General features: G+C 61.3%; 10 protein-coding genes and 1 pseudogene. 1 reads left to right on the top strand and 10 read right to left on the bottom strand.

All coding sequences use genetic code 11. The features are described from left to right. The 5 genes and pseudogenes from HMPREF3009_RS00245 to gluQRS all read right to left on the bottom strand — a co-directional run. Window positions 1-336: pseudogene (locus HMPREF3009_RS00245) on the bottom strand (helix-turn-helix domain-containing protein); the annotation flags it as partial. Between the two features lie 216 nt (window positions 337-552). Then, the gene (locus tag HMPREF3009_RS12905; protein ID WP_158010549.1) at window positions 553-918 is read right to left on the bottom strand and encodes a VOC family protein; all 366 of its coding nucleotides are present in this window, start codon (window positions 916-918) and stop codon (window positions 553-555) included. A gap of 282 nt (window positions 919-1,200) precedes the next feature. Next, complete coding sequence (locus HMPREF3009_RS00240) at window positions 1,201-1,536, bottom strand: hypothetical protein (RefSeq protein ID WP_070679275.1); 336 nt, start codon at window positions 1,534-1,536, stop codon at window positions 1,201-1,203. 48 nt (window positions 1,537-1,584) lie between these two features. After that, window positions 1,585-3,156 carry a cation:proton antiporter gene (locus tag HMPREF3009_RS00235; RefSeq protein ID WP_070679272.1) on the bottom strand — a complete coding sequence of 524 codons (1,572 nt, stop codon included), beginning with the start codon at window positions 3,154-3,156 and terminating at the stop codon, window positions 1,585-1,587. 68 nt (window positions 3,157-3,224) lie between these two features. Then, window positions 3,225-4,157 (bottom strand): tRNA glutamyl-Q(34) synthetase GluQRS, encoded by a 933-nt coding sequence (gene gluQRS, locus HMPREF3009_RS00230; RefSeq protein ID WP_049157808.1) that lies wholly within the window; start codon window positions 4,155-4,157, stop codon window positions 3,225-3,227. Window positions 4,158-4,215: 58 nt separating this feature from the next. Here gluQRS and HMPREF3009_RS00225 point away from each other — a divergent pair, with 58 nt between their 5' ends. Beyond that, a complete protein-coding gene (locus tag HMPREF3009_RS00225) occupies window positions 4,216-5,526 on the top strand; it encodes a hypothetical protein (RefSeq protein ID WP_070679268.1) in 1,311 nt (436 codons plus the stop codon). Here HMPREF3009_RS00225 and HMPREF3009_RS00220 read toward each other — a convergent pair. The 5 genes from HMPREF3009_RS00220 to HMPREF3009_RS00200 are packed head-to-tail and all read right to left on the bottom strand — an operon-like array spanning window position 5,523 to window position 12,125. Further along, window positions 5,523-6,026 carry a hypothetical protein gene (locus HMPREF3009_RS00220; RefSeq protein WP_070679265.1) on the bottom strand — a complete coding sequence of 168 codons (504 nt, stop codon included), beginning with the start codon at window positions 6,024-6,026 and terminating at the stop codon, window positions 5,523-5,525. The genes HMPREF3009_RS00225 and HMPREF3009_RS00220 overlap by 4 nt on opposite strands. After that, window positions 6,023-7,033, bottom strand: a complete 1,011-nt coding sequence (locus tag HMPREF3009_RS00215; RefSeq protein ID WP_046648844.1) for a TRAFAC clade GTPase domain-containing protein — start codon at window positions 7,031-7,033, stop codon at window positions 6,023-6,025. The genes HMPREF3009_RS00220 and HMPREF3009_RS00215 overlap by 4 nt, the downstream gene beginning before the upstream one ends. Then, complete coding sequence (locus HMPREF3009_RS00210; RefSeq protein WP_070509676.1) at window positions 7,033-7,992, bottom strand: hypothetical protein; 960 nt, start codon at window positions 7,990-7,992, stop codon at window positions 7,033-7,035. The genes HMPREF3009_RS00215 and HMPREF3009_RS00210 overlap by 1 nt, the downstream gene beginning before the upstream one ends. A gap of 18 nt (window positions 7,993-8,010) precedes the next feature. Next, entirely contained in the window at window positions 8,011-9,693 is a 1,683-nt protein-coding gene (locus HMPREF3009_RS00205) for a GAP1-N2 domain-containing protein (RefSeq protein WP_070679262.1), read from the bottom strand. Between the two features lie 2 nt (window positions 9,694-9,695). Further along, window positions 9,696-12,125: a SaeA-related protein gene (locus HMPREF3009_RS00200; protein ID WP_070679258.1), complete on the bottom strand. Its 2,430-nt coding sequence runs from the start codon at window positions 12,123-12,125 to the stop codon at window positions 9,696-9,698. Window positions 12,126-12,133 lie beyond the last annotated feature (8 nt).

Below are 12,133 nucleotides of genomic sequence, written 5' to 3'. Positions count from 1 at the left end.
TCTTGTGAAAGTAGGTGCCGTCGATAAAGAGCTGGTCATAGACACGATAGGGATCTGCTGCTGTTGGCACGATGATAAACCACAGCAGCTTAAACCACCGGGTCAAAGTCCGCCTTGTTATCCCAAGGCGTTTGGCCAAGTGGTCTGCGGATTCCCCAGAAAGGACCCAGTCAATAAAGATTTTAAAATGCCGAATCTCACTGGTGTGCGCGGGTGTTAATCGATGAAAACGTTGCACTGAGGGCATAGCCGGCCTTGGGGTCCTGCCGCAGTTTTGTTGTTCTTAACCAGAAAGTGGCCGCACATATCGCACGACAGCCGATTCCTATTAGCCATATGAATTGGCATTACCGCACCAGCAGCAGTCCTCCCACCACAGGTCTATGGCTATCCGATGTCGATTTCACCGATCAGGCTGTTGGAACCGATTCAAAATCAAGATCACCGTATTATCCCAGGCTGCCTTGGGAATCCGTATCGGTTTATCCACACGAAAAGTCCCTTAAGCCGTTAATTCTCAGAAGCCGATTTCTGCGAAGCAGCAAACTGACTTCACCACGTATAGAACTCCAAGACGTTTCCGTCTGGATCCGAAATGTAGGCGGAATAAGAACCCCATGGCATTTTCTTGGGTGAGGCAGAAGTCTCGCGATAGGAATCTGGAAGTTGACTCCAGTACTCGTCGACGTCCTCAACAGAGAATTGGATTACTGCTCCGCCGGGGGTTGCCGGACTAGTGTTAGTGGCTGAAGCAAAAACTGAAGAATCGAATACGCCAATTACGCTGTCATCAAACGACACTTCAAAATATCCTTCTTCAGCAGACAATGGCTTTGCTTCGGAGTTTGGAAGTTGATGGTAGAACTCCCATGAGGCTTCGATATTGCGGGTCAAGATGGTCAAATGATCGAATCGCATGATTGGCATAACCTTTCTCGCTGGGCCAAAGATTAGTCGCGATTATTCCAAATGCCCTTTGCCCGTGTGCGGTATTAGAAATCGAGGCTATTGGATTCTTCATGCGGTGGCTTGGAGCCTTCAAGCAAAGGAACCAAAGCAAAGGCACCATTTGCGGGGCCCAGGATGGAAAACCCCAGGTGATTGCATGCGGAGTTTCGCATAAGGTGCCAGTACTTTGGTTCCTTTGCGGCTGGGCACTCGAGCTGGGCACCTCCATCGAACGCCCATGGTCAACCGCCCCTACTCGAACTCGGGGGCCGCGAAACCGTCGTCCTTGAGCCACTCCACGTGCGGCGGGGTGTTCATTCCCCATTCCGCGCGGGCGAGCAGGAAAGCCTCTTTCACCTCGTCCTCGCCATAGCCGCCATCGCGCAGGAACTGGCGGAAACCGTTGGGACCAGGTTCTTTGATCCACAGCCAGACGTAGTCTTCCAGGGTGTGGTCGCCCAAGATGTCTTCCATGCCTTCTGGCAGCAGCTCACGCCCGGCGCGCACGCGCTCCTCCAAGTCAGCGTCGAAGAAGTCGTAGAGATAATCCAGGCCGTCTTCCAGCTGGGCGTACTCATAGGCGTCCATTGATTCGCTCCTCTCGCCCTCATTCTTAGTCACGGATCAGCACTCCCCTCAACTGTGTTTCTTTGCGCCGAGGGACATCCGGTCGACGTCGGCAAGCACTTCGTCCACAATCATCGGGTTGAATTCCCTATCGCGGCGCAGGCGCAGCAACTCTTGTTGGGCACCGGCGAGGGCTGTTCGCCGCGCCGCGAGGGCCACCTCACGGGCCTCGATGGCCATACGCAGACGAGTCGTAGCGTCCTCGCCATCCTCATCCTCACCGAGGCGATCCTCAAACCATCGGGCGATATTCGCCGCAATGTCGGGGTCCAGTTCCTCATACTTCGCGCGCATCGCAGCGATACCGGCTTTGCGCGCGCGGGAGGTAATGGTCGCGCGCATTTTATCCGTGGCTGCCTGCGAATACGTAGTGAGGTCGAGCTGACGCATAAGCCACGGCAGCAACAAGCCGGGAATCACCATGGTCATGAGCAGCACCACGAGGGCGATAACGGTCAACTCGTTATAGAAGCTCAAACCACTTGGAACAGACAGAACCAGCGCAAGAGTCACCAGACCGCGCATGCCGGACCACGTCATAAGCAGCACTTCTTGCAGGCGCAGCGGCGCCAGACGCGGCTTTCCGCGGCGCTTGTTAATGAGATAGAAGGCGTACATCCACACCAAGCGCACGAGGAAGGCAACAACGGACAGGATGACGCCGATGATGACCGCATGCCAGAGATCCGCGCCCGCGGCGTCGATGGCGCTGAACACGGTTAAGCCAATGAGGCCGAAGGCCACACCCGTGAAAAGCAGCTCGACGGTCTCCCAGAATGACTGACCGGAGAGTCGGTCCTCGGCTTGAATCGGTGCGCGGGAGTGCAGTTCCACCGCAGCAATCACCACAGCGATGACACCGGAGGCACCGAGCTCCTCCGCGGCGATGTACACGGCAAAAGGAATCACCCACGTCAACGCGTTGCGAGCGATAACCTCGTGAACCGCGCCGACGAACCACGAAGACACGCGCCCCACGACGAGCCCGAGAATGGTGGCTACCGCCGCGGAGTAGAGGAAACTCGTCACCGCTTCCCCGGCGTGCATCTCCCCCGAGCTCGTCACGGCTTCCAGGGCGAGGTGGAAGGCCACAATAGACGCAGCATCATTGAACAGGCCCTCAATCTGCAGCACGGAAATGATGCGCCGCGGGATACCGGCTGGTTCTGCCACGGCCTCGACGGCCACCGGATCTGGCGGGGCAATCGCGGCGCCGATAAGGATGGCGGCAGCGAGCCCCAAGCCCGGCATGAAAGCACGGGCGGTGAATCCCACCGCCAGGGTCGTAGCCACCACGAGCAGCACGGACAGAGCCAGGATGGTCATCCACTGCTCACGAATGACACCCCACGATGTTCTCCTTGCCAGCGCCCACAACAATGGCGGCAAGAAGATGGGAAGAATGAGGTCAGCGGGCACGGAGAATTCAAATGTGCCATTCGAGAAAGTGGCGTACACCGAAACCGCCACCGCCGTAAGAATAGTCAAAAGCGCCGGCCAGGGAAGTCCTATTTTGTCCCCTACCGCCTTGACGATGACGGTCAACAGCATCAGGCCAATAAGGACAAGCAAAACTTCCATGCTGAGCTTCTCTCTCCGTTAAATTTTTGTTCTCAGACTACCGCTGTACAGCCGGCGAGGGAGAGGAGTTACACAGCACCGTCCCAAACGAAGGCCTCTCGCGGCAGCTTCTCCGGCTGAAACTGATGGCGCAGTTCCTCTACTGAGGAAGCCTCATATCCCAAGGAACGAGCCAAGAGCTTGACGACGTCCCCCGCATCCCTACCGTGCCCATCGAGCAGCTGACGCAGGGTCACCGCCCCATCGCGCTTGGACAAACGCACACCCTCAGCGTTGAGCACGAGCGGCACGTGGACGAACTCCGGCTCCGGATAGCCCAGCTTGTGCGCCAGGTAGGCCTGGCGCGGGGCCGAAGACAGTAGATCATCACCGCGCACGATCTGATCGACGCCTTGGAAGGCATCATCAACAACAACCGCCAGGTTATAGGCCCAGTCCATGCCCTGGTTCGGATCCGCTGGGGGCTGGCCGCCACGGCGCAGGATGAAGTCATCCACCTCCCCGGTGTACTCGCCGGCGAGGGCATCGTGGATGGTGAAGGAGGAGGCGTCGGCGCGCAGGCGTATGGCTGGCACGCGGTTTTGAGCAGCCAGCTCGGCGCGCTTGGCGGCCCGTTCATCGTCGCTAAGCGCGCGGCAGGTGCCCGGGTACTGTCCTGGGATGGCGTGTGGGGCGCGGGAGGCTTCCTGGATGTCCTTGCGCGAGCAGTAGCACTCAAAGGTGGGAAGCTGGGCGAGTGCCTTCTCATAAGCCGCGTAGCGATCCTGCTGGTAGATGACCTCCCCATCCCAGTCCAAGCCGAGCGCGGCGAGGTCCTCCAGCTGGCGCTGCGCCGACTCCCGCGAGGAGCGCTGCGTGTCAATGTCCTCCACGCGCATAAGAAAGCGGCGCCCGCTGCTCCTGGCGTAGAGCCAAGCCAGCAACGCCGTGCGGAGGTTACCCAGATGCAGATCGCCGGACGGGCTCGGGGCATAGCGCCCGGCGGGGCTGAGAGAATCCATGCCCACCAGTCTACGAGGAGGCCCGCGCGCGTCGGAGTCCTCTACTAGAATCTCCCCCATGGCTTCTGACGCGACGTATCCCCTGCTTGATTCTGCCGACGCCGAGCGTATGCTCGCTTATGCGCGTGCCCAGGCGCCGGGGCTTTCTCTTCCCACCGTTGAGTCCGCCCACATTGACAAGCAGATCGACCGCGTGCTGTCCAACGACACGTTCCAAGGCTGTGCGGAGGATGCCGTCCCTGCCGCCCACTACTTGGAGGCGCGGGAGACACTTCGCGTGGCTGCTGGCACCATCGAGAACATCGACGATTCCCTCACCATTGCCTCGATTGGAGCGCTGACCGGGCAGCCGTCTCTCGTAGCTACTGGCTATACGCGTGTGGCCCGCGCATGGTTGGACAACGACAACACCGAAGAAGCAGAGAAATTTGCGGCCAAGGCAGCAGCGGCTGGTGACGACACTGCGCTGGGCGAGATCGCCGCAGCCCGCACCGCGACCAGCCACAAGGATTTCTCCGAGTCCGCCCCCGCTAGCGAAAATGCATCAATCAGCCCCGACAGCACGACGTCGCTCTCGGATCTGCAGGAGCTTCTGGATTTCGCAAAGAACGGCGATGCGAAGGCGCATGCGGCCGACTTCGTGGCTGTCAACGATGCTGTGACCGGAGGCAAATTCGACGGAGCGGGTGCCACGATGGCCGCAATCCTTCAAGCCATCCTCGAATCGGCCGTGGGCGCACTCTGGACATCTAACTCTGCCGCCGACTGTGAGCGCGTAGCTGCGCAGTCCTTCACCATCCTCTCCAACGCACGCAGCGACGAGGATTACCAGCAGCTCCCAGCGCCCATGCTGGCCCGCTTCTACAGCGATGCCGCACAACACTCCCCTGACGATGTAGAGCAGCGCGTAGCCTGCTTTGCCGCCGCTGCCCGCGAGTACCAACGTTGCGGCGACCTGGACGGTGAGCTGCACGCCCTCCTCAAGACCGTAGCCCTCGATGTTCGCCACCGCGATCCGGAGGAAGCCTACGACATCCTGGCCTCACGCTATGTGGACTCCACGAAGCTCAAGAGCCTCCCCGTAGCCGCCAAATGGACCATTCTGTATTCCGAGAGCCTGCGCACGCAGGCTCAGGACATGTTCAAATCCACCCAGGTGTTGCTCGACTTCTTGGAGAAGCACCCCGCTTCCCAGGCCACGACGCCGTCGGAGCAAAACGCCATGGCAGAGGTAGCCGAGCTTCTTGGGGATCGCTACACCGCCGCCAACGCGGCAGACCGCGCGCGCAACATGTATCACTTTGCGTTTAATCTGTTTGCCGCAGCGGGCAATTCCCGCGCGCTCGAGGAGCTGCGCAAGAAGGCCTAGGTTTGTGGCGTTTGTCCACCGAACCACTGCCGGTTCGCCGGCAACCACAGCAGAACGATGACTGCCGCGGAGACGATCGACGCGGGCATCACCGAACTCAGTGGAATGAGCAATACCACGATGGCGCTGATAGCGGTCAAGGCAATCCGCGCCGACTGCTGCGCGTGCAGCACATAGGTCGTGATGACACACACGAGAAGGACCAGCACGCCCAGCAGCACGCCGAGCTCCGTGGAGAGCTGGTCCGTGCGGCTTACCGCCGCCGGGCTGTTTTCAAAGGCCACGAGCCGGCAGATGTTGTAGACGGCGTAGCTGGTGATGAAGATCTCCAGCACCGCTGCGACCTTCAGCGGCCACGGTGCCCACTGTGCCTTCATATCGGCGGCGCGGCGGGCCTGGCGGACGGTGTCGCTGACCTGCCCATAGCGATAGTCCGGCGCGGTCCCGGCAGGCGGGCCAGGCGGTGGTGTTCCTGAGGACTGCGGGCTGCCGAAGGTCATGAGACGTCCTGCACAAAAACGCCGCGGCGACTGAGCAGCCAGCGGATGGGATCCAGCACGCGATAGGGTGCAATGCCGCTGCGCGCCAGCTGGCGGCCCGTCGGGGCCTCCCCCAAGGCGGAGACCACGAAGAAGCTGCCATCGCGCGGCGCGGCTGAATAGAGCTTGTTGATCAGGTCATTAGCACCCAAGAAGCGCAAGAGCGATTCCGCTTCGAGGTGAACCATCCAACGGTCCGAATCGCGGAAATTCCACCCGGTGTCGCGGCGGAAGGCAGCACCGCGGTTGGCCATGAGCTTCTTCCACCGCACGTCATCCACCTGCTCTAGCTTCTGCACCGTGTCAAACTTCGAGATGGTCACCGCGAGCGGCGGCGGGGTATCCGTATCGAGCAAATCCAGCAGGTTATCCAGGACCCGCAAAGAGTCCGCGCCCAGCTCACCAATGTTGGGAATCAGGCCGTGGATAAAATCCTGAATCTGCTGCACGCGGAGCGGATCGAAAAGGAAAATCACCAAATCCGCGTGCGAGAAGAACGCCAGGTTCTCCCGGTCCGCCTCGTTTTCCGGAGGGTTCTCCAAGTCCTCGCCCGCCACGTCACGGAAGACCAGGTAATTCATGCGCTCGCGGCCCTGCTCATCCGGCCACTTACCGAGTTCAAAAATCAGCGGATCGCGCTGGTAGGCGTCGGTAGCCACCGCACTTGGTGTGGGGTCCATGGCACGCATCTCCTCAAAGAGCGGCCGCTCATAAACCTCCGCGTAACGCTCGCGCGTGGATTCATCCGCCGCTTGGACGGAGCGATTGTGCTTGTGCGCCAGCTGTTTGAGCTGCTTGATCATCACTGCGGTGTAGAGCGACTTACCGGAGTTACGCGCACCGGCCATGGCCACGCAATGCGTCACGGCGTCGGTCCATCCCTGCGGCAGCTCGCGGTTGGTGTACGGGCTCACCGTCACACCATCCTCGAGCGGTTTAAAGGTCCACGGACAACGTGCCTGGCTCATTAGTTCCTCTCTTTCAGCATGGCGGTGACGCGATCGGTCAGTTCCGAAAGCTCCGTGTTGGCGCCGGTATCGAGCTGCTTGACGACGTCCCCGTCGATCACCGCGTACGCCACATGAGCCGGGGTTCCGTTGATGTGCGCAAGCTCCAGCTCCTGGCGCCCGATGGCGCTCGTGATGAGCACGACGGTGGGAACTTGAGTCTCCAGCATTGAGGCCACGGGCGAATCGGTGACGTAGATGGCGAGCGAGGCCGTGGAAGCCACCGTCGGCCCGCGCCAGGGGCGCTGGCCGACGCGCTCCGCTCCGTTATCGATAACGCCCGCGATGAAGCGCGTGAGCTCGTCTACCTTGTGGGTCTCGATGCTGTCCTGGCCGTCGGTGGCGCGGAAGTGCCGGAAGGCATCGGAGAGCGCATCGATGTATTTGGCGGCCGCCTCAACGATCTTTGGGGTGACGTTGACCTGCATGGAGGCGGAACCATCGACGACCACGGTAACGGCATCGAGGCCAGCGACGTCCAGCTCCGCGCGGCGCATCTTGGAGCGCACCTCGCGGGCGGAGTCGGTAATTCCGGCGCCCTCGGTCGTGCCGAATGCTTCCAGACGGTAGCTGCCGGATTCCGGGGTGACCTCGGCGAGGCGCTCGGCGGAGTCCTCGGCGGCGTCGATAAGCACGCGCGGGAACGTCACCGAGTCGCCCGCGTTGCTCACCGTCAGGCGCACCTCGCTGCGCAGGCCGAAGGTCCCATTCCCCTTCGGGCGCACAACGATGGTGGCGCGCTCGGGAAGGGAGTGCACCATGAGGGAGAGATCGTGGACGCGCACGGCGTCAACGCCCTCCCCCAGGATCGCCAGCTCCATCGAGGCGCCGCCGGTTCCCATCTCGAAGGCTTCGACGCGCAGGATGCCGTCTGAGCCGATGCGGCGGGACTCGCCGTCCCGCAGTGTGTATTTAGCCATGACGCTTCTTTCCTTCTCTTACCTTCCGTGGAATCCCGTGTTTCGCCCGTGCTCATTGGGAGCTGCGCCTCGGTGCTGCCACGCTGTGTGCTGTGCAAACTGCGCTGACCCCGGTCGTTGCTGCAGGGGAGCTGAGCGCTCCGCCAGCAACTGTGTCGTACCATCCAGCAACATGGCGACGCGCCCCGTGGCGTAGCGCTCGCAATGCTCCAGCGCGATGACTCCCGCAAAATGCGTAGCGGTGAGGTACCCAATGTGCTCGAGTTCGCGGTTCTCCCAAGGCTGCAGTGCGTCCTCTGCCAAGAGGTTGAAGTCCCGCGGGAAGTAGAACACCCAGGAGGCCACTATCGCGGACATCAACACCTTGTCCAGCCCCTCTCCCAACGAAGATTTATCAAGGTAGGCCAACTGGATTGAGCGTCCGCGGTTGACATCAAGGTGCTCGATCCACCAGCGCGGATCGAATTCCCGCAGCTTGTGCCACTCCTCGGCGCTGAGCCCAGGAACGTTGGCATTGCCGCCGGTAGCTACTTGTGGCTGCGCCTGGCCGGCGGATGCTTCTCCCCCGGGTTCTGGTGCGGCCTCCGGTGTAGTGGCGAAGGGGTTCTCCTGCGGTGTGTTCGGCGCAGGGCTATCAAGCGGATTCGGCGGAAAGCCTGCCGGGGATTCGGCCGACGCCGCAAAAGGCGAGGACTCCGTCAGTGGTGCCCCAAAGTCCGCTGGATCCTTGCCCCAGGAATCATCAAAGCTCGGTGTGGTGGCCTGCTCGGGTGTGCTGCTGGCCGCAGCACCCAGCTCAGCCTGCTCCTCCTGTGGCTCCGGGGCCACAGCCTCAGCTTCTTCCGCAGCACGTGCTTCATAAGCGCTGACGTCTGGCAGGGCTTCATCAAGCGCAAACACGACTGGATTGCCGGGGATCGCTGTCTCCGCTAGACGCTGCTTCTCGCTGGGCGGTACCACTAGCATGGTGGATGTGCTCAGCGGGAACTCGTTGATGGCAGCTGCCTTCTCAAACGTGGAGAACCCGAAACCGTCCTCTCCCACCTCGCGGGCGGTGGCAGCAATCCACAACGCAGCTTGGTTGTCGGGCGCGACAAGGATGACTAAGCCATTGCGGGAGTTCAACACCGTCGCCATGGCAGATACCATTGCGCGGTTGAAGGTTGGGTTCGGGTTCGGGCTCACCGCTTTGAACGGCGCGGGAAGCTTGTCTGGGTGGCGGAACTCCCCATCTAGGAATTCCTCCAGCAGCACATCCGAGTGCAGCGGGCCGCGCGCCGAGATCTCCTCCGGTATCTGCACCTTATCCACCTCATAGATGGAAAAGGGCGCTGGAACGTCAGGAGAAAACAGGACCGTCGCCGGTGCCGGCGGGGTTCCTGTGCGCGAAATCGACGTGTAGGTGAAGACGTTGCCGCCGCGGCCGGTCGCATCCAGCCCGGCAGGGACAGACACCATGGTGACCCACTTTTCTGCCTCAGGAGTCAACGCGAAAACCGCGGTACGGCGGACCAGCTCCGCGCGCTGCTGGGCGGAGGGAAAATCCGGGATCGTCGTGCCGTTGTTGAGTGATGTCGGTACGAAGGACACCAGCTCGGCCAACTCCTCCTGGGTGATATCGCCGGTTTTCTGCCCTACTCCCCAGCCGCCGGCGCGGCCGTTGGCGCGGGAGAATGATGCATAGCTAAATGCGCCGCCCATACCTACTGGCCCCCTTGGTAGTACTGGTCCTGGCTGTAATCTAGACCGTAATTCTGCTGGTCATAGCTCTGCTGTTCATACTGTTGCTGACCGTAGTTCTGGTCATAGTGGGGAGTCTGATTCTGCATTGGTGGGTACAGCACCAGCCTGTAGGACACATCGCCTTCCACCACCACGGCTTTATCCAGTGCGCTCAGCGTGGGGGCGGGGTCGCTGTAGCTTTCGGAGAAACTGCTGAAGGCATCCTGCCCGCCGAAGCTATCGAAAGAACTATCAACGTGGCTGTCAAAGCCCTCAACCGCAAAGAGGCGGATAAAACCCCCGCGCTGGACGTGCTCACCAATTGACACCGTGAAATCCGGATGCTGCCCACGCATCGGACCTAAACCATGAGCAACGTGCGTGGTGCTCTGCAGGTTGGTTTCCACGATGCCAAGCGCCTCGCCGTCTTCGGGGAAAAGCGGCAGACGGTCAGCACGGTAGACCACCTGGCAGGAGAACTGGCGCTTATCACCGTTGCCCAAGCTCCAGAGGAACACCCGGACCTGGCCTTGGGAGTAATCGACCTCGAAGTCATACGTCACCGGGCGCAGACCCTCGTACTGAATCACACGTTCTTTTCCCTCGGTGCGCTTACCGGCGAAGACCGCATAGGGCCGCAGCCGCACGGTATCGCCGTGCTGATCCAGGTGCAGGCGGATGCCTCCCTGGAGGTCGTAGTCTTCCTCACGAATCTGATCGTGCTCGCGGTTGGTGGAGTACTCCACGGCGGTCGCGCCCTTCGGCCAGTCGAAAGTGACGAGCTGGCTATCCACGCGCTCAATCAGCCGGAACTGGTCATCCTCGATGGACTGCACGCGCTGCAACACCTTGGATTCACCGACCCAGGCATCAGCGTCGTTGAAGTTCACTGGGGTGATATAGACCTCGTACCAATCCGGCGGCCACGGCACCGTCGTGGTTTGGAAGGAGCCCGGCTCAGACACGCCGCGGGTCTCGCTGATAGCACTCGACAACGCACTTTCGACATACGTCTTCGGCACCGCCGACGTACGCAGATCCGCCTGCGGGGCGGTCGGCGTGAGATAGATCTTTACCTCACCGGTCTTGGGCGAATACCAGTCCACCTCAATGGAATCTTGGCCATAGTCGCTGCGCCGCTCGCAGCGTGAAAGCTCCAGTTTTTCAAGCTCGCTAGCCAGCTTCACCGAACGCTGAACGGCAACCTCGTCCTGGCTCTGCTCGGTAGCGCCGTGAAACTCCGCTTGGCCCAGCAGGGAAATGACCACGGTCTGCCCGGCTTCCTGCACCGGAATGGTGGCCTTGCGCCCGCTGCTATCCACGTCTTGTTCGAAGCGCGGTGACAGCTTTTCCTTCTCACTATCCCGGCACGCATAAACCATGGCGCTCGAGTGCCCCGGCAGCAGGTCCCAGGACACTTGGATAGCACCCTTGATAGTGGAAACCTGGACGTTGACCGGTGGGAAAACCACGCCGGTGTCTCCCATAAAGACCGGCTGGCTGTTGATGAGCTCACGAAGGTCCCGGCCCTTGTAGGCCCACACCGCGTAGTGGCGCAGACCTGCCTCGCCCGGGGTGTGGTCACGGTAGGCGGTTCCCTTGGTGTAGACGAGGGTGTCGCCCGCGTCGGGTGAGGCAACCATCTCAGAATCATCGGCTACCACTCGGTAGAAGACGACCTCATCCGGTGTGTGGTCCAGCTCGGGCCACCACAAGCGCACCGGATGGCGCTGGTCGGTGTCCTCTGGAACCGGTTCTGGTTCCACGCCATAGCCAGGCTCTTCTTGAGAATCCTGTTCCGGCTGTGCCTCAAGCGGTACCTCAACCTCGAAGTTGATGCCCGGTGGAACCCAGTCTGGTTCTTGGCGGTACTGATACTCCGCCCGGATACCGAAGCCCGGGATAGTGATGTAGTCCTCTTCGTTGACCTGAGTCTTTTGCTCCTCCTCAGCCTGCAGTGCTTCCCACTCAGCGAAGAAGTCGCGCGGACCTGCTGCCGCAGGCTGTGCCTTCTGTGACTGCTGTGGCTGGGGAAATGCCGGGGCTGCCTCCACTCGTGCCGCTTCTTCTCGCGCCGCGCGCTCGCGCGCGGCACGCTCGGCTTGAGCGGCTTCCTCCCGTGCTGCGCGCTCTCGGACGGCGGCCTCTTCTTGTGCCGCGCGCTCGCGCGCGGCACGTTCACGCGCGGCACGTTCTTCCTGCGTCACCGCAGCGTTGCGCGCCTCCGCGCTCAGCTCCGGATGCGTTACCTCTTCGCCGTTGAACGTGGCGGCGATCTGTTCAGCGAACTGCCTAAACGGTGCTGATACGGCGTCGCGCACATCATCGGCTCTCACGCGCTTGAGCTCGTGGAGCGTCCTCAGCTCACTCAGCGGCACGTCCGCAATCGAAGGTTTCGGGTTGTGTGTCATCAACGTTC

Origin of the sequence: Corynebacterium sp. HMSC034H07, from assembly GCF_001815175.1 — a bacterium.
Lineage (GTDB): Bacteria > Actinomycetota > Actinomycetes > Mycobacteriales > Mycobacteriaceae > Corynebacterium > Corynebacterium hiratae.
This window is presented reverse-complemented; position numbering and strand designations above follow the sequence as displayed.

Bases quoted from the DNA above. Each gene is read 5' to 3' on its own strand.
- HMPREF3009_RS00205 (WP_070679262.1), bottom strand. From the start codon at position 9,693: ATGGGCGGCGCATTTAGCTATGCATCATTCTCCCGCGCCAACGGCCGC.
- HMPREF3009_RS00200 (WP_070679258.1), bottom strand. From the start codon at position 12,125: ATGACACACAACCCGAAACCTTCGATTGCGGACGTGCCGCTGAGTGAG.
- gluQRS (WP_049157808.1), bottom strand. From the start codon at position 4,157: ATGGATTCTCTCAGCCCCGCCGGGCGCTATGCCCCGAGCCCGTCCGGC.
- HMPREF3009_RS00225 (WP_070679268.1), top strand. From the start codon at position 4,216: ATGGCTTCTGACGCGACGTATCCCCTGCTTGATTCTGCCGACGCCGAG.
- HMPREF3009_RS12905 (WP_158010549.1), bottom strand. From the start codon at position 918: ATGCGATTCGATCATTTGACCATCTTGACCCGCAATATCGAAGCCTCA.
- HMPREF3009_RS00210 (WP_070509676.1), bottom strand. From the start codon at position 7,992: ATGGCTAAATACACACTGCGGGACGGCGAGTCCCGCCGCATCGGCTCA.
- HMPREF3009_RS00240 (WP_070679275.1), bottom strand. From the start codon at position 1,536: ATGGACGCCTATGAGTACGCCCAGCTGGAAGACGGCCTGGATTATCTC.
- HMPREF3009_RS00220 (WP_070679265.1), bottom strand. From the start codon at position 6,026: ATGACCTTCGGCAGCCCGCAGTCCTCAGGAACACCACCGCCTGGCCCG.
- HMPREF3009_RS00215 (WP_046648844.1), bottom strand. From the start codon at position 7,033: ATGAGCCAGGCACGTTGTCCGTGGACCTTTAAACCGCTCGAGGATGGT.
- HMPREF3009_RS00235 (WP_070679272.1), bottom strand. From the start codon at position 3,156: ATGGAAGTTTTGCTTGTCCTTATTGGCCTGATGCTGTTGACCGTCATC.